Origin of the sequence: Fibrobacter sp. UBA4309 (assembly GCF_002395745.1) — a bacterium.
Taxonomy (GTDB): domain Bacteria; phylum Fibrobacterota; class Fibrobacteria; order Fibrobacterales; family Fibrobacteraceae; genus Fibrobacter.
In genome coordinates, this window is the sequence record NZ_DGUN01000072.1 from 1 (window position 1) to 19,494 (window position 19,494).

The 19,494-nt window shown below is 53.3% G+C and carries 19 protein-coding genes and 1 pseudogene; 12 read left to right on the top strand and 8 right to left on the bottom strand.

All coding sequences use genetic code 11. The annotated features are described in order from the left end of the window. From B3M32_RS10045 to B3M32_RS10060, 4 genes are all read left to right on the top strand, one after another. Positions 1-609 (top strand): aconitase family protein (locus B3M32_RS10045; protein WP_290746232.1); only part of this gene is annotated, 609 nt, incomplete at its 5' end. Positions 610-628: 19 nt separating this feature from the next. After that, on the top strand, positions 629-1,237 hold the full coding sequence (locus B3M32_RS10050; RefSeq protein ID WP_290746235.1) for a 3-isopropylmalate dehydratase small subunit: 609 nt from the start codon (positions 629-631) through the stop codon (positions 1,235-1,237). A 309-nt stretch (positions 1,238-1,546) separates the two neighbouring features. Then, positions 1,547-2,158: an FISUMP domain-containing protein gene (locus B3M32_RS10055; protein ID WP_290746238.1), complete on the top strand. Its 612-nt coding sequence runs from the start codon at positions 1,547-1,549 to the stop codon at positions 2,156-2,158. A 122-nt stretch (positions 2,159-2,280) separates the two neighbouring features. Continuing rightward, positions 2,281-3,303, top strand: coding sequence for a hypothetical protein (locus B3M32_RS10060; RefSeq protein WP_290746241.1), 1,023 nt, complete (start codon positions 2,281-2,283; stop codon positions 3,301-3,303). Between the two features lie 87 nt (positions 3,304-3,390). Here B3M32_RS10060 and B3M32_RS10065 read toward each other — a convergent pair whose 3' ends face one another. The 5 genes from B3M32_RS10065 to B3M32_RS10085 form a co-directional block, all read right to left on the bottom strand. Next, positions 3,391-3,780, bottom strand: coding sequence for a helix-turn-helix transcriptional regulator (locus B3M32_RS10065; RefSeq protein ID WP_290746244.1), 390 nt, complete (start codon positions 3,778-3,780; stop codon positions 3,391-3,393). After that, positions 3,749-4,015 (bottom strand): hypothetical protein, encoded by a 267-nt coding sequence (locus B3M32_RS10070; protein ID WP_290746247.1) that lies wholly within the window; start codon positions 4,013-4,015, stop codon positions 3,749-3,751. The genes B3M32_RS10065 and B3M32_RS10070 overlap by 32 nt, the downstream gene beginning before the upstream one ends. Positions 4,016-4,054: 39 nt before the next feature. Continuing rightward, on the bottom strand, positions 4,055-4,246 hold the full coding sequence (locus B3M32_RS10075; protein ID WP_290746250.1) for a hypothetical protein: 192 nt from the start codon (positions 4,244-4,246) through the stop codon (positions 4,055-4,057). 162 nt (positions 4,247-4,408) lie between these two features. Then, on the bottom strand, positions 4,409-4,762 hold the full coding sequence (locus B3M32_RS10080) for a hypothetical protein (RefSeq protein WP_290746253.1): 354 nt from the start codon (positions 4,760-4,762) through the stop codon (positions 4,409-4,411). A gap of 93 nt (positions 4,763-4,855) precedes the next feature. After that, positions 4,856-5,488 carry a PH domain-containing protein gene (locus B3M32_RS10085; RefSeq protein WP_290746256.1) on the bottom strand — a complete coding sequence of 211 codons (633 nt, stop codon included), beginning with the start codon at positions 5,486-5,488 and terminating at the stop codon, positions 4,856-4,858. Between the two features lie 99 nt (positions 5,489-5,587). Here B3M32_RS10085 and B3M32_RS10090 point away from each other — a divergent pair, with 99 nt between their 5' ends. After that, positions 5,588-6,427, top strand: coding sequence for a hypothetical protein (locus B3M32_RS10090; RefSeq protein WP_290746258.1), 840 nt, complete (start codon positions 5,588-5,590; stop codon positions 6,425-6,427). 21 nt (positions 6,428-6,448) lie between these two features. On the opposite strand, the gene B3M32_RS10095 is transcribed toward B3M32_RS10090, so the two are convergent. Further along, positions 6,449-8,431, bottom strand: coding sequence for a family 43 glycosylhydrolase (locus B3M32_RS10095; protein WP_290746261.1), 1,983 nt, complete (start codon positions 8,429-8,431; stop codon positions 6,449-6,451). An 18-nt stretch (positions 8,432-8,449) separates the two neighbouring features. Beyond that, positions 8,450-10,090 (bottom strand): glycoside hydrolase family 43 protein, encoded by a 1,641-nt coding sequence (locus B3M32_RS10100; RefSeq protein WP_290746264.1) that lies wholly within the window; start codon positions 10,088-10,090, stop codon positions 8,450-8,452. 439 nt (positions 10,091-10,529) lie between these two features. On the opposite strand from B3M32_RS10100, the gene B3M32_RS10105 reads away from it, so the two are divergent. Continuing rightward, positions 10,530-10,907, top strand: coding sequence for a hypothetical protein (locus tag B3M32_RS10105; RefSeq protein WP_290746267.1), 378 nt, complete (start codon positions 10,530-10,532; stop codon positions 10,905-10,907). Positions 10,908-10,970: 63 nt separating this feature from the next. On the opposite strand, the gene mdh is transcribed toward B3M32_RS10105, so the two are convergent. Then, on the bottom strand, positions 10,971-11,912 hold the full coding sequence (mdh, locus tag B3M32_RS10110; RefSeq protein WP_290746270.1) for a malate dehydrogenase: 942 nt from the start codon (positions 11,910-11,912) through the stop codon (positions 10,971-10,973). A 123-nt stretch (positions 11,913-12,035) separates the two neighbouring features. Here mdh and hisS point away from each other — a divergent pair, with 123 nt between their 5' ends. The 6 genes and pseudogenes from hisS to B3M32_RS10140 all read left to right on the top strand — a co-directional run. Beyond that, on the top strand, positions 12,036-13,313 hold the full coding sequence (hisS, locus tag B3M32_RS10115) for a histidine--tRNA ligase (RefSeq protein ID WP_290746273.1): 1,278 nt from the start codon (positions 12,036-12,038) through the stop codon (positions 13,311-13,313). Then, entirely contained in the window at positions 13,310-14,911 is a 1,602-nt protein-coding gene (locus B3M32_RS10120) for a GDSL-type esterase/lipase family protein (protein WP_290746276.1), read from the top strand. Before hisS ends, B3M32_RS10120 begins: the two co-directional genes overlap by 4 nt. Next, entirely contained in the window at positions 14,911-16,605 is a 1,695-nt protein-coding gene (locus tag B3M32_RS10125; protein WP_290746279.1) for a GDSL-type esterase/lipase family protein, read from the top strand. The genes B3M32_RS10120 and B3M32_RS10125 overlap by 1 nt, the downstream gene beginning before the upstream one ends. Positions 16,606-16,664: 59 nt before the next feature. Further along, positions 16,665-16,949 (top strand): GIY-YIG nuclease family protein, encoded by a 285-nt coding sequence (locus B3M32_RS10130; protein ID WP_290746282.1) that lies wholly within the window; start codon positions 16,665-16,667, stop codon positions 16,947-16,949. A 44-nt stretch (positions 16,950-16,993) separates the two neighbouring features. Further along, on the top strand, positions 16,994-18,844 hold the full coding sequence (locus tag B3M32_RS10135; protein WP_290746285.1) for an MBOAT family O-acyltransferase: 1,851 nt from the start codon (positions 16,994-16,996) through the stop codon (positions 18,842-18,844). 80 nt (positions 18,845-18,924) lie between these two features. Then, a pseudogene (locus tag B3M32_RS10140) lies at positions 18,925-19,494 on the top strand (THUMP domain-containing protein); the annotation flags it as partial.

Here is a 19,494-nt window from a genome sequence, read left to right on the forward strand (position 1 = left end):
GCTACCGACGCCGACGCCCAGTTTGACGACGAAGTCGAAATCAACTGCGACAACCTCGAACCGATGGTTACCTGGGGTATCACTCCGGCTCAGGCCATTCCGCTCAACGGCAACATGCCGAAGATCGACGAATTCGAAGGCAGCGAAAAGAAGGTCATCTCCGAAGCCTACGAATACATGGGCTGGGAAGAAGGTTCCAAGATGATTGGCCGCCCCATCGACATCGCATTCGTGGGTAGCTGCACCAACGGCCGCCTCAGCGACTTGCAGGCCGCCGCCGAAATCATCAAGGGCCACAAGGTCGCCCCGACCGTGAAGATGTGGGTCGTTCCGGGCTCCATGAAGATCAAGGTGGAAGCCGAAGCCCTCGGTCTCGACAAAATCTTTAAGGAAGCCGGTGCCGAATGGCGTGAAGCGGGCTGCTCGCTCTGCCTCGCCATGAACCCGGACAAACTCAAGGGCCGCCAGGTGAGCGCCTCCTCCAGCAACCGTAACTTCAAGGGCCGTCAGGGCAGCCCCTCGGGCCGCACCATCCTCATGAGCCCCGCCATGGTGGCCGCCGCCGCCATCGAAGGCTGTGTCACCGACGTCCGCAAGTACATCAAGTAACGCTAAGGAGATTTAAAAAATGAATTCTATCGACATTGTTAAAGGTTCCGGCGTTCCTGTACGCGGCAACGACATCGACACTGACCGTATCATCCCGGCACGCTTCCTCAAGTGCGTCACGTTCGAAGGCCTCGGCGACAACGCCTTTGCCGACGATATCGCAGGCCTCGCCGCCCAGGGCAAGGTCCACCCCTTCCGCGATCCGGCCTACAAGAACGGCTCCATTCTCGTCTCGAACCAGAACTTCGGTTGCGGTTCCAGCCGCGAACACGCTCCGCAGGCTCTGAAGCGCTGGGGCATCCGCGCCATCATCGCCGAAAGCTACTCCGAAATCTTCTTCGGTAACTGTGTGGCCATTGGCGTGCCCTGCTACAAGGTGAGCCACGAAGTGGCAGACAAGATTCTCGCCTGGATCGAAGCACACCCGAGCGAAGAACTCGTCACGAGCACCGAAAGCCGCACGCTCAAGATGGGTGACGAAACCATCGAGCTCACGCTTGCTGACGGCCCCCGCGGTCAGTTCCTCGACGGCTCCTGGCACGCACGTTCCGCCCTCATGGCCAATGCCGACAAGGTGCAGGAACTCGCCAGCAAGCTGCCGTATATGCAGTTCTTGAAAAATGCGTAAGGCGAGAGTCGCGTTCAAGCGTGCTTGAACATGACCGAGCCCAGCATTTTGTACTTGAGCGAAGCGATAGTACCAGTGACACGAAGTGTCATCCTGAGCTAAACGAAACTTAGAACTTTAGTTCTCTAGTTGAGTTATGCCCTTTGGGTAGAAGCAACGCTAGTTGCGAAGTCGAAGGATCCAGACCAGCATTACAAAGCGCCCGGTTTAAAAGCCGGGTGTTTTTTTTGCATTATATTATACAAAAAAAAGTATATTCATTATAACAGTCTTTAGATACCCATATAAAAAAACATCAAGGGGAAAAATATGAACAAATGGATATTAATCACCCTATGCCTAACCTGTTTCATATATGCACGCAATCCATTTTGTAACCCAAGTGACATAGACGACCAACGAGATGGAAGGTGCTATACAACAGTAAGAATTGGCAATCAAATATGGATGTCAGAAAATTTAACCTATCGAGAAAACCTGCCTGGAAAAGTGTGGTTAGTTGAAGACGTTCCTAACTATTGGAAGATTGGAGTATACTATACTTGGAGTGCAGCGATGAAAGCTTGTCCTGAAGACTGGCATCTTCCCAGCGTCGAAGAATGGGAAGAATTATTCAGATATGCAGGAGGAACTGACAAAAATGGATTCACAAGATACGAAGTCGCTATCAAAAATTTAAAATCAATTGGTGACTGGGGTTCACCAAAAAACAAAGGAAATGGCACGAACAAATATGGATTCAATGCTTGGCCTATGGGCATGGTATATAAGGATGGAACATACATGAATGTTGGTGGTTCTACTCATTTTTGGACAACAAAACCGGGAACAATCGCAAATTTTCCCATGGCAAGTGAATACGGAGGATTCAATTACTACAGCACCGAAAATGGTTATTCCGTCCGCTGCATAAAAGACTAACAACAAAAAGCGTCCAGGTTAAAAGCCTGGGCGTTTTTTTTATTTACGGCAAACCAAAACGCTTGCGAACCCGTATAAATAAAGGTATATTAAGGTTGTAAGTCTTATAAAAGGATCTTTATATGAAGACTGTTTCGGGTAAAACATTTATTATTTCTTGTATCGTGCTGTTGTCCGCAATCTTTATCTCAGCATGCGGAGACGATAACAGTTCCAGCGCAGTCGCAAGCGCTAAGGACTACTGTTCCACTAATTTTCGATACAAATATAACCATGACGACGCAAACAAGAAATTCACCATATTTGAAGATCACTCGTATGACGAATGCCAACATCTAAACGGCAACTATACATTTACCCATATAGACGAAGTTCTGCAGCATAAACGGAGTTACATATTTGTCGGAGATACTCTAGTTATAATTCAGAACAAAGAAGGCGATCCCGATACTATGGCCACCGTTTTGGTGGGCGGCTCCGCGAACAACCTCCTCGGAGACTGGTCGTTCACTACATGCGACTACGAAGCAGGTTCCATTTCTTGCAACAACAAACCGAAATCATACACGATCCATTATGTTTTCGAAGCTGATTCTCAGTTCGTATATTTCACTCAAGCAGACGGAAACTGCATTCCAGCAGAATCTATAATGCCTAGCGACGGGACCTTGGATAAAGACGAAAGCTACACCGATACCTACGCCATGCGATCCCTTTATGAATCCATTATAAACATCAAAAAAGGTGACACCCACAACATAAGCATTTCACCTTCGTCATTCTTCCTTCAAGATGGCGGAATAACCGTTCCATCTGAAGTGGCTATTTCAAGTCAAAGCAAGTATGCCGTTACCTTCACTATCGGCGGTCAGGAATTTTTGACCACCCTTGGTGAAAACACTCACCGTATCCAGTATTATTCCGATTCCCAGTCTGAAGTTGATTTGGACCTCGCCTCCGGCAGCAAAGTTTGCCATCTGCATTACTTTAGAGATGCTAAGCTCACCAGTGAAACATGCAAGGCCGAAAATGCGCCCAACTTTGAATTGGATACGCATGAAGAAACCGGCGTCGAATATGTTGACTCGTATAATGTTGAAAACATCGACGAGTTTAAGGCATGCCTGATTACGCTGGCACAATAATCGCCTTATAGCAGCTCTTTATGAGCAGATGCTTTTAGCGCGTGCCCTACCCTACACCATTTCGGCATTGAGCTTTGCGGCAAGTTTCTACCAAAACAAGTTCTTATAGCTGGTCCCGAGGGCATTCGCGAGCCTGTGGGCCATCTTACGGCCAATCGGTTCCCTATCCCGCTCCATCGCAGAAACCTGCTGCTTGGTAATGCCTACCTTATCCGCAAGCTGCTGCTGAGTGTAGCCAAAAGTCGTGCGAAGCAACTTCAAGCTTTCGGCAGGCGTAGTTTCCTCCTTGATTTGTTTTGAAAGGTCAGTCTCACCCCACTCAACATACTCTTCGTCTCCATTCACGACATCTTCCACATTCGGGAATGCAGACCTGATATAAAGCAGAAGGTGTTCAGGAATGTTCGTTCCCTCAAACGTAAACATCGTTCCACTCACATCCTTACTAGTAAGGCGCATTTTCACGGCTTCCAACATAAGTGACCTCCAATTCAATTCCTTCTATTGTTTCAAACCAACACGCCACCCAATGGTAAGAAAGATGGCAATGATACGTATTCGTATCGGTGAGTTTTTTGTAGTTCGGCCAATTTGGCAGAACCGGTCCTTTTTCTTTCAAATCCTCCACAAGTTTGTCAAAAAGAATCCTTTCTCTCTTTGGCATAATTGCGACAGCCTTCACAATTTTCTTCTTTAAAATGACTCTTCTCATAATTTATATTATTTCTTTACTCCTGTCAAGATTTTTTCTTTACTTTCTATTTGAGCCATCAATCCCGCGATCAAGCAACATCCTGCGGACGGCACGATTATTGTCCACATATTCCTTTTCAATTTTCTCTTGCCTGACCACCCTTTTCACACGCATATTATGCAGTGTCATTTCATTTGCCAGATCTTTAGCCTTGGCAAAAACTGTCGAGAAAAAATCTTTCGACTTCATATAGCCTCCGTTGTTATGGTCGTATTTACGACCGGTTATTTTCGAGGCGTTATCGCAATAAAACGAAAACGCACCTCGCCTTAAAACAGCGAGATGCGTCGGGCTTTAATGTACCTATAATTCAAAAGCCTGGCAAGGGGGCTTTGAATTTTTTACAATGCCTTATTCATCCAAGCAGGTATTGACTTCGGCAGCCGCACCATAGTAGTAGGCGAAGATACCGCCGCCCTGGTCGCACTTCTTTCCTCCGGAGGGACATCCCGAACCAACTGTGGCTTTAGAGACGCCTTCTACATTTTGCGATTCACAGGTTGTCTTGAATCTGTCAATGGACGAATAGGATGTCGGAACCTCGGAACAGGACGCAGAACCGTCCCCACCGGGCAATTCTACATAGCAAGAAACGACGCTACCAGACCCCGACCCACCAGCAGAGGAGCTGTCATCGCAGCCGTAGAATGCGAAACTAGCAGCAGTCACGACCGCTACCGCCAATAAAACTTTTCTTGTTTTCATATGAGCCCTCTTTTTGATAATAGGTTTATAATTAATATATCCTTTTCTCGTCAAAAAGGATTAAAAAATTTTTCTTGGGGCGGAGCCTTTCCCCTACCCCTTATACCTTGATTTATACCCGTGATTTTCCTTGGGGCGCAAGTCGTTGGGATACATCACATCGGTGTAGATGTCTTCTTGCAGCTGTTTCACGAGTTTGTACACTTCTGCATAATTGGCGATGCTGTCGATGGAAATGCCCGCATTAGTCGACCTTCCTCGCCCGTTCAGCGTCGCCGGGTTCGCCTGGGCAGAGGTCGTGATGATATCGCCCACCCCAAACCACTGGTCAAAAACGCCGCGGTGCAAATCTACATGCGAAAGTTCCGCGAACGGTTTTGACTTGTATGTCCTGGCGAAGATACCTCCGGAAGCGTAGATGGCCTTGTCCGTAACGATGTAGGCCGTATTGCGGTAACGCCGGAACGAGAGCAGCGCCCCGCCCAGATAGAGCCAGACCGGCATCAGGTGGAGCAGCATGAAGGGCACCATGAAGAATGTCACATTTTCAGACTTGTCAGCCGCAAACGCAGCCCCCATAACGCCAAAATCGATAGCGGCCCAAATCGCCGCAAACGGGAGCAGCGGATTGAAGAAGCATTCAAAGATGAAGCACGTCTTGTCCGGCTTGCCGGCGTACAGGATCTTCTCGTCCTTCCCTATCAAAAGCGTGAGTTCGTTGTCCATGAGCACACCTCGTAAAAAAACTAATCCCCCTACTAATATAAACTATTTACCGCACTTTATAAAAAAATTCTATCTTCATAGAATAATTTTGGATTAGAAATGAAACGAATCTTATTACTCGCCCTTTTGCTCTTTCTTGCCGGATGCCATGAAGAAAATGCGTTCATGACCCCGTCGGAAAACGTTGTCGTCATCGACGTGAATTCCAGGGAGTACTTCATCAACGGCCAAAAGGTCGGCGATTCCTTCAAGGATTTCCTCCAGAACGGGGATTGGAGAGTCCAGCCCATCCTGGATTTTTTCAGCCAGTTCAAGCAAGATAGATTCAAGCCGCTGGACGAAAAGGAAGTCCACGTACACGTCGCCGGGAACTGCACCTTCAACGCGTTCGGCAAGGTGCTCACCACATTGAATTTCGAACCGCTTGTCGGCAAGGTGCTCTACGTCATCGACAAGGACTTTTCCTCCCCCATTCCTGCAGTCAATCCGGCCATGGATTCCGAAGTTCAAAGGTGCAGGAACGTCAGCAAGGGCAACATCATCAAGGTCTCGCACATGTTCAAAAGCGAAAAGGGCATGACGGATGACGAGATTTTACAGAAGCGGCTCGACGAGAAGCAGCAGGAAGCGGACTGCGCCGAAAACTTCATGATGATCAACCTAATCCTGAACCCCTACGACAAGATGAGCCCCTTCGTCGTGAGCCTGAACGAACTCGGGTTCCTTGGCGGGAATAGGACGTACAATTTTGCGAGCGAAGACGAATTCTGGCAATTCGTCGACGAAATCAGATCGCGCGAATCGCTCCAGAACAAGAAGGACCGCGACCAAATTCTTGTCGTTGTCAACAGGGAGGCTCCCGTGGCAAGTTCGAGCCATATTCTCAGGAAACTGAGCGAATACGGCTACGAAATCATGTTCGGATTCACCTCCATGTAATCCAGGACTGGACAGAACGACCTAGAACATCACCCTGTACGGGATCTGCCTCTCGAAACTGCGGCCCTTGAGGTCGCGGTAACCCTTGCGGGCGGGTGCCGGAGAATCGTGGCGAATTGCACGCGGGGCAATCGCGTCCGTTCCGCTGCTGGAACTTCCGGGCGCAACCTCGCTGGAGCTGGAAACCGGGTCGCCACACGGTGCTTGGTTGCAGACAACCTGCATCGGCTCAAAGATGAGATTCCCGAGAATCGCCTCGCCGGAAATTCCCGATGCCGTCAGGTACAGGTCCTTGATGCCGCGCAGGCCCATATCGCCCGAGCATTTCGCCGCAGACCAGCCGCCACCCATGAGAGATCTATTTGACAGGTCGCATGTGAAGACCGCAGTCCCGTCCTTCTTGCCGTCGCGAATCACGATCTTACCCGACGAAGCATTTTTCACCTGAAGGAAAACGTCGCCGATATCCCTGAGCGAATCGAGCACCACGTTCTCGAAAATCGCATAGCCGCCGTCCTTGATGGCGAACTCGTCATCCTTCGTAAGGCGTACGCGGATACCGTTATCAAAGCCGTTCGCGGGAATCGTATCGCGGACGATGCGCAAGAAGTCGACGCGGTCGAGTTCCGCAAAATTGCCGTTGGGCGAAGGCTCGATATCGATAAAGTTACCGCCGCGCTTGAGCGTCGCAGGCACCATCACGATAGACTTTTCGGGGAAAGTGCCCCACGAACCCGTGGGCGGGAGCGTCACCGTCTGCGATTTCCCGTTCACCGTCACCTTGTGCGTCGCGGCCGCATCGCCGCCGTTCGCATAACGGTAGCGCAGCAGGTAATCGCCCGCCTGCATGATGTTCATCGGCAAGTGAATCTTGGAGCCCGCCGTGTTCACGTACGCGAGGTATTCCCCGTTCGAGGCCGTATTGCTCCGCGTAATCGCGAGGTCGCCCGAAGCAGCGCGGGTCAGCACGCCGTGTTCCACTTCGGCGCTCAAATAACGGCCGAGGAAGGGCTGTCCCATCTCAGCCCAGTTATCCTCGGTGAAGACGACATCACGTATGTGAATGTGATTGTACTTGTCTCCGTTCAAATCGTAGTAGTGATGCACGAAGCGCACGCGGTTCAGGTCCTGGAAGGCCTCGCCGCCGCCCGGACCCACGTAGCGCCCGTAACGTTCCAATAAAATCGTGCCGCCGCCTGTCGCCATGTTGTAACCGGCGCGGTCCACGTACGGTCCCGTCACCTTGTCGGCACGGCCGTAAGCAGTCTTGTAGGTAGTCTGCTCGATACTTGCGCCCTGCTGGCAGCACTTGTCCCATGCGGTGAACAAGAAATACTGGCCGTTATGCTCGATAAGGCTCGGGCCCTCTTCCGCACCGCCGCTCGCGCTGCTCGTACGGCGCGCAATGTTGTAGACAGTCTTGTCGTCGCTCGCCTGCAAACCCGTTTTCGCATCGAGCTTGATCAGCTGAATGCCGAGCCCGAACGAACCGAACGCCATCCAGTAATTGCCTTCGGTGTCGCGCACCACGTCGGCATCGATGGCATTGTATTTGTCTGTTCCGTCCTTGGTATGGAAAACATGACCGTGGTCCTTCCAGCCGTAGCCCGTTGTTCCCGGCATAATCGAAGTCGTCGCCTGGTAGCCAATAGCCGAATTACGCTTGCCGAATTCCGACACGCAGTAGTAGACGCGGTACTCGCCGTTCATGTAGAAAATGTCCGGAGCCCAGATGCCCTCGGTCTTGGGCGCGTAGGTGTAGGCCCACTGCGGAACCCCGCTCACTGTAGAACGATGGTCCTTCCACGTGTAGGCGTCTTCAGACGTCCACAGCTGCAGATTGTTGTTCGTACTCATGAGGGCGTAGCCGTCCTCGAAGCGCGTCATACTCGGATCGTGCCCCGGCTGCAGGTTGTCCTTCGCATACCAGTCGGCCGCAGCGACCGCCGACGGAAGCGAAAAAATCGCCAATGCCGCAAGCGTTAAAGACTTGAATCCATTCATACCATATTCCTCACCTATTTATTTTACCACGACCTTCGAATTGACGTTGCCGGAGCGGATAAAGTAAACACCTGCACGCACCGCCATCACGCCGATTTCATTTCCGTAACCGCGACGGACGACAACGCCATTCACATCGAGTAAAGCCCATTTCGCATTTTGCGTCAAGCGAACCACACCGGTCGCATCATCGTAAATTGCCTTGCCCAATCCCGTCGTGGAACCATTTCCGGAATCCGGTGGCGGTTCGACATTCGACGAATCCTGCGGCGGTTCGACAGCCGGAAGTTCCGCCTTCACGAGCTTTATTTTTTGATTGTCCGTTCCCGTACGGACCCACGTAATTAAAGGCATCCCCACGTCCTTGGAAATATCCAATACATCGGCGAGGTAGTCGCTATCGTAGTCGGCAAACAGGTAGTAGCCCTTGGTGATGGACGCGTTCTCGATGCGAATTTCGCAGGCTTTGCCTGCTGTTTTTACAGTATCCAACAATGTTGTCGACGGGCAGTAATACTTTTTCGTCTTGAAGTTCTGGAGCGTGTAATGGCGCGCTTTTTCGCTACGCGCAAGCACCCAAAGCTGCGCCTCGTTCTTTTCGTCCGAAGTCTGCTGCACTACAAAGCCATCGCTATCTTCGAGCGCCAAATTGCTATGGGAAACGACCATGCGGTAGCCTCCCGCCTCGACAAGAGCGTTGTTGACCGGGTCCACACCGCCCGTGCGTTTGATTTTCTGGATGTTCCCGTCGCGGTCGTAATAGAGGTAGTCGATGTTCACGGAACGGCGGTACGTCCAGCCGCCCGGGGAATTCGCGCCGTGATACATGAAGTACCAGTGCCCGAGGTACTTGAAAATCGCCTGGTGGTTCGTCTCGGAATTTTCCATCTTGTCGTTGATGACGCCTTTTTGCGTCCACGGCCCGTTAATCGACGGAGCCATGGAATAGTTCGTCGTCGACGGATAACCCGACGCGTAACTGAAGTAATAATTTCCGCGGAAATAGTGCATCCACGGTGCTTCAAAGAAGTCCTTGATCTTGATGTCCTCGGGCGTGCCCGCAAGCTCAATCATGTTTTCCTTGAGCTTCACGCGGCGGCCCGCATTCCAGGAACCCCAGTACATCCAAATGTCGTCCCCGTCGTAAAAGATGGCCGGGTCGATGTTCAATTTGACATCGTTCGGCGTATTGTCGGTGACAAGTGCCTGCCCGATTGCGTCCTTCCACGGTCCCGACGGATGGTCCGCCACGGCAACGCCTATCGCAAAGCCTTCGCTCCCGTTTTCCTTGATGGTCCCGTGATGGACGGCCACATACCAGTAGAACTTGCCATTCCGGTATTCGCAGTGACCCGCAAAAGCGCTCGCGTTCGCCCACTTGAACGTCTTGACACTCAAAACCGCCCCGTAATCGTGGTAATTTTCCATGTCGTCCGTCACGAGCACGTGCCAATCGTTCATGATGAAAGCGTTATTGTTGCCCCCCTGAGGACCCTGTTCGTCGTGCCCCGCGAAAATGAAAAGGCTGTCATTGTGGACCAAAGCCGCCGCGTCGGCAGAATAGAAAGCCGTTGTCAACGGGTTGGCCGCAAGCGCACTCACCGCACCAAACGTAACAATGGCGAAAAATGCACGACAAGCGCAATTTAGTGGACCCATACGAAACTCCTAACCCATCCAAAACAACAATAGATCAGAGCCATGATTAAATATATACATTTTTTTATTAAAAGTCTACAATTTTTTGTTACCTGTCAATTTTTTTAGTCGCAACCGTGGACTGGCTGTTTTTCAAAACTGGCCATTATTAGCGTAACACACTGAAAATCGGCTGTTTTTCGCGTCGACACCCTTCTCGTAATAAAAATTACACCAAATTCCACAGATTTTTGAATTAAATGTCCACAGTTTTACTTTTTTCCCTATTTTGGGGCAAAAAAAATATTCAAGCCATGCTTGGTACGATTACGGAGACGATGCCGATGGCGGAGCCTCCACTATATACTGGCCTGTAGAAATGGCTTGGCCAGACCAATCGTTTGAAGTAGTAGCTGAAGCGTGCAACGGAATCTGCGTCACCTACGTTTCCGATATAGACATGAGACTTGAACTAGGTTTCGGGCCAGAAGTGGATTCCACGATATCCTTCGCAAACCCGGCAGTAACGCTTCCTGCAGAAAAAACTCAAGGCGCCAAGCGTCCATACACGAACATAGGCAAAAAAGTGGTCGTCAGTTGGTCCGATTTCAAGCAACCTTCATGGTACGACGGCTCTGTTAAATTCGACGGAGAAACAGCAGCAAAGCAACTCGTTTCCATCAAATTTGTACTACAAGAGGAACCTGGCGAATACGCCCGCGGAGCCATCGAAGGAGCGGCCTCGACGATTAGCCTCGCAAGCCTCGATGCAGGGACTTACCTGGCCCGCGTTGTCGGAAAGTCCGTCGATTTTACGAACAAGATTGTGTTGAAATAAAACAAAAATCCCCGCACAAAGGCGGGGACGTTTTTTTAAGTCTTTTTTAAAAGTCTTTACTTATTACGTGTGAGCGTCGACCCATTCGGCGTTCTTCTTGCAAGCGTCGACAGACTTTGCGAAGGCGGCCTTTTCTTCGTCGCTCATCTTGACCTCGAGAATCTTCTCGACACCGTTTGCACCGACCACGACCGGCACACCGCAGTAGAGGCCCTTCACGCCGTATTCGCCGTTCAGCTTGGCAGCGCAGGAGAACACGTTCTTCTTGTCGAGCAAGTAGGCTTCGGCCATGTGCACGGCAGAAGTAGCCGGGCTGTAGAAAGCGGAGCCGCGGCCGAGGAGGTTCACGATTTCGCCACCGGCACCTGCGGTGCGCTTGGCGAGTTCGGCAAACTTTTCCTTGCTCATGAGCTGGGAAACCGGGATACCGGCAACAGTCACGCATTCCATGATGGAAACCATCGTGTCACCGTGGCCGCCCATCACGAGGGCCTTCACGTCTTCGACAGACACGCCGAGTTCGTCGGCGACAAAGCAAGCGAGACGGGCAGAGTCGAGCACGCCGGCCATGCCGATGACCTTGTTGGCCGGGAGGCCGGACTGCTTCTGCATGTTGTAGACCATGGCGTCGAGCGGGTTCGTGATGACGATGACGAAAGCGTCCGGAGCGTTGGCCTTGATGGCTTCGGCAACAATCTTGATAACGCCGCAGTTCTTGTCGAGGAGATCGTCGCGGCTCATGCCCGGCATACGCGGGAAACCTGCGGTAACGATAACCACGTCGGCACCCTTGAGGTCGGCGTAGTCGGTAGAACCCTGAAGATCGACGGACGAATTGATGACGGATCGGCCTTCCATAATGTCGAGAGCCTTGCCCTTCGGCATGCCCTGAGTCTGCGGAATGTCGATAAGCACGACATCGCCAAGATTCTTCTGGGCGATAACGAGAGCCATTGTTCCACCAATTTGACCAGCACCAACGAGTGCAATCTTCTTTCTAGCCATGATTAACCTTCCTTTTAAGGTATTAAAAATTTTACGCAAGAAATATAGCAAAAAAAGGTCCACCCATCCAAGGGGGGAGGTCTCCCCCACGCACAACACTAAAAAGCTATATTTACTGCCACTATGAGCATTTCTATCCCTCAGCTGCCCAAGGGCACGCGTGACTTTTACCCGGAAGCCGAGCGCATCCAGAACTACATTTTCGATACCTGGCGCAAAGTCGCCGAATCTTTTGCCTACGAAGAATACGAAGGACCGATGTTTGAACATCTGGAACTTTACACCGGCAAGTCCGGCGAAGAAATCGTAAGCCAGCTTTATAACTTCAAGGACAAGGGCGACCGCGAAATCGCGCTGCGCCCCGAAATGACCCCGACCCTCGCCCGCCTCGTGATCCAGAAGGCCCGCGAACTCAAGAAGCCCTTCAAGTGGTTCAGCATGCCGCGCCTTTTCCGTTACGAGAAGGCACAGAAGGGCCGTCTGCGCGAGTTCTTCCAGCTGAACATGGACATCATCGGCACCGAGAGCATCTACGCCGAGGCCGACCTGATGGCCGCCATCGCCACGATGCTGCGCAAGTTCGGGCTCAAGGACGGCGAATTCGCGATTGGCGTTTCCAGCCGCAAGCTTTTGGCCACCTACCTCGAAGAAATCGGCGCCCCGAACCCCTCCCTCGTTTACCCGGTGCTCGACCGCCGCCTCAAAATCGGCCCCGAAGCGTTTGCCAAGGCCTTGGCAGACGCAGGCCTCACCGAAGAACAGGTGAAGAAGCTCGACGACTTCATGAGCTGCAAGAGCCTCGAAGAAGTCCGTGCCGCCGTGAAGAGCGAAAACGCGGCCGCCGCTCTCAAAGAAATCGAAGATTTGTTTGAGACGCTCGCTGCAGCGGGCTACGGCGATTGCGTGAACCTCGACCTCTCCATCGTGCGCGGTCTCGCCTACTACACCGGCATCGTCTTCGAAGTGTTCGACAAGGGCAAGTCCATGCGCGCAATCGCCGGCGGCGGCCGCTACGACAGCCTCACCGAGAAGCTCGGCGGCGAACGCATCCCGGGAGTCGGATTCGGCATGGGCGACGTGGTCCTCGCAGACCTCCTGGCCGAACACAAGCTGCTCCCGAGTCCCAAGCAGAGCGTAGATTTCTACATCGCGAGTTTCACGAACGACATGAAGAAGGTCTTCGAGACGGCCCAGAAGTTCCGCGAAGGCGGAAACACGGTGTCGCACCCGCTCGCCGCCATGAAGATGGGCAAGCAGCTCGACCAGGCGAACTACCAGGGAGCAAAGATCGTCGTGTACGTGGACGGCTCCAAGGCAGGCGAAGGCGAATTCGAATTCAAGGACATGCGCACCGGCGAAATGTTCGTCGGCAACGTCTCCGCAATTGTTGAACGTCTATGATGTCCCCTCTAAAAGTCCTCCTTTCTATCATCAGTCTCTTTGTCGTCCTGGCCATCGTGGCCGTCGTCTACCCCGACGGCGGAATCCACGTCGGCGACATCACGCTCCGCTACCCGAAGCTCACCGAAATATTCGAGAAGGATTCCGGCAAACGCGATTCCACCCAGGAAGACCCCGAAGAAGCCATCCGCGAAATGATGGAAGCGACCAAGAGGAAGGAATTCGCAGCCTTCAGCGATTCGCTCAAGTACTACGAGAACTTTTTCAAGAAAGGCAAGACCCGTTTCGACCTGCCGAACAACGACCCCACGTGGTTCGACCGTTTCTTCTTGCACCTCGAACTCGCGGAACTGGATTCCAACGTCGTTCACATAGTGCACTACGGGGACTCGCAGCTCGAAGAAGACCGCATATCGTCGGCCATCCGCGAAGACCTGCAAGACGAGTTCGGCGGTTCGGGCCCCGGCATGATGCCGCCCATCATGACCGTCCCCTCGCAGACCACGAGCCATTCCAGCGCAGGCGCGCTCTCGCGCTACATCCTCTTCGGACCCAAGGAAGAAGAAGCCGACCACAGCCGCTACGGGCCGCTCGCGCAGCTCGCCCAGCTCGACGGCGAGGCCTCCATCACTATCCAGAGGCGCCAGGAACGCAAGAAACAGTTTTCGCACGTGGGCGGCTACCGCACCATCAAGCTCCTCACCAACAAGAACGCCCGCATCAAGACCAAGCTGAACGTAAACCGCACCTTTATCGACACCGTGGGGACGGATACCGAAGGGAATCCGAAATTGAAGACGACCACCAAAACGGTCGAAGCCGGCGAACCGAAGGTGGAAACCTACAACAAGCTAAAAGTCTATACCTGGAAGCTCAAGGACACGACATCCATCGCCAAGTTGTACCTCTCGGGCTACGGCGAAATATACGCCATCGCAGCCGACGGCGCCTACGGCGTGGCCGTCGACAACGTCGCCATGCGCGGTTCCTCGGGCACTATATTCCACCGCATCGATTCCGAGCTCCTCGCAGAATCGTACAAGGCGATGAACGCGAGACTCATCATCATGGAATACGGCGGCAACCTGGTGCCCGGCACCAGCAAGAGCAACGTGGAATACACCAAGAAGCTCATCACCCGCCAGATACAGGCCATCCAGAAGGCGAATCCCGACGCCGACATCCTGTTTATCGGCCCGGCCGACATGGCCCGCCAGCAGGACGGGCAGTGGAAGACCTACCCCGCGCTCAACATGACCATCAGGGCGCTGCGCGAAGTCGCGCTCGACAACGGAGCCGCCTACTGGGACATGCACCGCGTGATGGGCGGCAACGGCTCCATGATCAAGTGGGTGAACCGCGAACCCGCGCTCGGCTTTACCGACCACATCCACTTTACGCGCAGGGGGGCGGCCTACATGGGCGACCTGTTCTGCGCCGCGCTCCGCATGCACTACGACTACTTCAAGTTCCGCGACCGTCACAACATCAGCGACGAGAAGCTGAAGGACATCCACCAGTGGCGCGAGGAAGCGAAGGAAAAGCCTAAAGCCGAAGAGTCCAAGACGGAAGGCAATGAGAAGGGAGTGAAGAAATAATGAAGAAAATCTTGTTGCTCTGCTCCGTATTCGCCGCAAGCCTTTTTGCCAAGGGCCCCATGCCCGCACCGGGCAGCTACGCCATCGACCTTACCAAGTACACGTTCATCGACACAGCGCTCAACACCATCCAGTTCCCCAAGGGAGACGCCTCGTTCACCCCGTTCTTCAACAAGATGGACACTCTCGTATTCGAGAACAAGGGACAGGTCCGCATTTTGCATATCGGAGGTTCGCACCTGCAGGCCGACGTGATATCGGGTCGCATCCGCGAGCACCTGATCAAGGAATACCCGGGCGCCTCCGCAGGCCGCGGGTTCATATTCCCCTATGCCGCCGCCCGCACCAACACGCCAGCGAGCTACGCCAGCTACTACCAGGGCATCTGGGACATGAGCAAGAACGTGCGCAAGGAAATCACCAAGCCGCTCGGGCTGCTCGGCATCGCCGTGAGCACCAGCGACCCGCGCGCCGAAGTCACGATGTTGCTCAACAAGTACAATTCCGAACCGGTATGGGGCGAAACAAAGTTCCGGCTGTTCGGCTACAGCGACAACAAGGACGTCATTCCCGTACTGCGCGTCGATTCGACGGACATATACGGCAAGCTCGACACGGCAAGCCAGAGCTACCTGTTCACGAGTCCGCGCCCCATCGACACCATCCGCATCCAGTTCCGATGGCTCGATTCGCTCAAGCAGGCCACTATTGCACAGTTCATCACGGATTCGCTCGTACAGGATTCCATCGAGCGCGCCAAGGCGGATTCCCTGAAAGACTCCAGCACCGCCTCCAAGCAGGCCGCCGATTCCGCGAAAGCCAAGATTCCGAACAACGTAGCGCTCCCCAGCACCGCCCCCGCCCTCGACTCCATGTTCCAGGGCGAATGCGATGTCCTCGATTCCGCCTGCCTTGCCCGCGAAGAGGCCAAGAATGCCGCCACAAACGGTGTCGTGAAGTGCTCCGACATGAAGCCCAAGGGACCGACGCCCAACTACGCCGAGGGCGAACTCGACGAGACTAACGCCGCCAACGAGCACTGCGTCGCAGAATCCGAAGTTGTCCCCGACTCCGTCAAAAAGAACGCCCGCCCGCGCTTCACGCTCACCGGCATCATCGCCGAAACCGACCACCCCGGCATCAGCTACACGAACGTCGGCATCAACGGCGCCAAGGTCCACGACTACTTTGAAGAAGTCTGCCCGCTGTTCGAAAAGGAACTCGCCTTCTACAAGCCCGACCTCGTGATTTTCGCCATCGGCATCAACGACGCGAACGTGCAGCGCTTCAACGACAAGCAGTTCAAGGACGACTACGACAAGCTCATCGCCCGCATCAAGAAGGTGAACCCGAACGCGGCCTTCATCTTCGAGACGAACAACGACATGTTCCGCAAGGTCAAGAAAAAACGCTACGTGCAGCACCCGAACGGCGACGTCGCCCGCAAGGCGTTCTTCGCCCTCGCCGAAAAGCACAAGGCCGGCGTCTGGGACAAGTACAGCATCATGGGGGGCTTAGGCTCCATGGCCAAGTGGGAAAAGGCCGACCTCGCCAAGTCCGACAAGGTCCATTTCAAGATGGCGGGATACAACCTGCTCGGCGACCTGTTCTACAAGGCGCTCATCCGGAGCTACCAGGAACATATCGCGAACCTCCCCGCGCAAACTAGACGAGATGAAAGAGGTAGCAAATAAGGATTGTGTCATCCTGAGCGAAGAACCGAAGGTTCGTAGTCGAAGGATCTAAAAGAATTATGCCGAACAGTTACTACACATACATAATGTCAAATCAAAGCAACTCCACAATTTATGTCGGAGTCACGAACAATATTGAACGCCGAGCATTTGAGCATATGGATGGTAGTGGAGCAAAATTCACTTCAAAATACAAGATAAACAAGCTTGTTTATTTTGAACGCTATACAGAAGTAAAAGACGCAATTCAAAGAGAAAAACAGTTAAAGGGATGGAAAAGAGAGAAGAAGAATAATTTAATAAGCCAAATGAACCCAGAATGGAGAGACCTAATGAAGGACTAGATCCTTCGACTACGGGCTACGCCCTCCGCTCAGGATGACACCTTATGCTAGACTATTTGATTCCTTACCTCACGCGCACGTTCTCGTTCGACCCGAACAGCCCGCTACTCTTTACGCAGTTCTACTTCTGGGGATTCTTCGCCGTCGTTTTCGCGCTCCTCACCGTCATCAAGAACCGCATCCTGATGCGCAACGCGTTCCTGTTCGCCACGAGCCTCTTCTTCTACTACAAGACGAGCGGCAGCTACGTCTGCATCCTCGCCTTCTGCGTCGTCGCGAACTTCTTCATAGGCAAGTGGATTGAAAAGGCGGAAGCGCACTGGAAAAAGAAGTTCCTGATGATCATTATCGTCATCATCGACCTGCTCGTTCTTTGCTACTACAAGTATTCCTACTTCTTCCTGGACGCCCTCTACGAGTTTACGGGCATCGAGCTGCACGTGTACAACTTCTTCGCGGCCGCAAGCAACAAGATGTTCGGCACGAACTCGCTCGTCGACACCATCATCCTCCCCGTCGGCATCTCGTTCTTCACGTTCCAGGCGATGAGCTACTGCATCGACATCTATCGCGGCAAGATCAAGGCGGTCACCAACATCCTCAACTTCGGTTTCTACCTGTCGTTCTTCCCGCAGCTTGTCGCAGGCCCCATCGTGCGTGCCGACAAGTTCGTCCCGCAGCTCTACAAGAAGTTCTTCCTGCCCCGCCGTACCTTCGGCATCGCGGTATTCTGGATTCTGAACGGACTCGCGAAAAAGATTATCCTGAGCGACTACCTCGCGACAAACTTCGTCGACCGCGTTTTCGATACGCCGTTGCTGTTTACCGGCCTCGAGAACCTCATCGCGCTGTTCGCCTACTCCCTGCAGGTTTACGCCGACTTCTCGGGCTATACCGACATCGCCATCGGCGTGGCGCTCCTCATGGGATTCCGCCTGCCGCAGAACTTCAACAGCCCCTACAAGGCGCTCAGCCCCACCGAATTCTGGCGCCGTTGGCACATTTCCCTTTCGAGCTGGTGGCGCGACTACCTGTACATCCCGCTGGGCGGTAACCGCGGCGCCTCCATCGGCACGTTCTTCTGGATGGGCTTTTTGAGCTTTGTCGCCATCATGCTTTCGGGCAGCATCTGGGTCGCCATCGCCCTCATCGCGCTCTTCCTCTACATCGGCATCTACGCCTACTTCAAGCCCGATTCACGCAAGTTCATCTCTACGAACATGAACGCCATGGCCACGCAAATCGTAGGCGGATGGTGGCACGGAGCGAGCTGGAACTTCATCATCTGGGGCGGCCTCAACGGCTTTGGGCAGGTGTTCAACAAAATCTGGGTCAAGCGCAGCCAGACCTTCCGGGCAGTCGCCTCGTTCGTCCTGTTCGCGGGTTCCGCAATCACCTTCAAGCAGACGCACATCGCCATTTTCGCCATCACCGCGGCCTATTTCGGCGTGCTCTTCGCGGGCATCTACGCCGTCTTGATTTTCCGCCTGTTCAGCGACAAGACGTACCACTGGATTTATGTCGCCTGGAACGTCTCGCTCACTTTCGTGTTCATCACGTTCACGCGACTCTTCTTCCGCGCGGGCTCCAACCTCGACCCCGCCGAAGCGAACGAAGTCGCCTGGAATACCGCGAAGAACATGGTTCAGCAGATGGGTACCGCCTGGAAATGGGGCACGCTAAGCACCATCGCCTGGGAACACATCAACATCATCCTCGTGTTCGTCGCAGGCATGCTCATCCACTGGGTTCCCAAAAAATGGAAGAGCCGCTACCGCATCATGTTCGCCTCGCAGCCCCTCCCGCTGATGGTGTTCAGCACGGCGTTCATCATCTTTGTCATCTACCAGTTCATGAGCGCGGACTCTTGCCCGTTCATCTACTTCCAGTTCTAGAGGTATGAGGTCGCAGCCTTTGGCTGCTTTGAGATTGCGATTCTCTTGAATAGTCGGCCATAAAACCTATATTTGAATCCGTGGACAGCACCCCGGAAAAAATTACAGCATTCGATAAAAGGCTCAAGCGGCAGGTTATCGGAAAGCCTCACCGCTTCTTGGCCGTTGTCCCGCTTGGGTTCGAGCAGACGTTTGTCCGCGAGATGCAAAATTCTGTTACTTTCCACGTCGTCGGGGACGGCAAGGTCGAATTCACCGCGAAACTCGTGGAAGCCTGGAAAATAGCGGCCTACAGCCGCATCGCGAACCGCGTGCTCATGGAAATTGCGCAGTTCACCGCCACAAACTTCGGTCAACTCGAAAAACACGCTGCAGAAATTCCCTGGGAACTTTATTTATTAGACGAAAGACGAAAAGCCTGCCCTGAGCTTGCCGAAGGGACGAAAGACGAAAGGCATGTTCACATCCACGTGACCTGCAAGCATTCGCGCCTGTACCACAGCGACGCCGTCGCCGAACGTTTGTACAAAGTAATTGAAGGGGGAAGCCTCCCCCTCGCTTCAGCCGCCGCCGCGTCTTCCGCTACCCCCTCTGCGGGCTCAAACGCCGCCCGCAACGCCTGCTTTTCAAAGCCTGTCCGCTGGTACAAG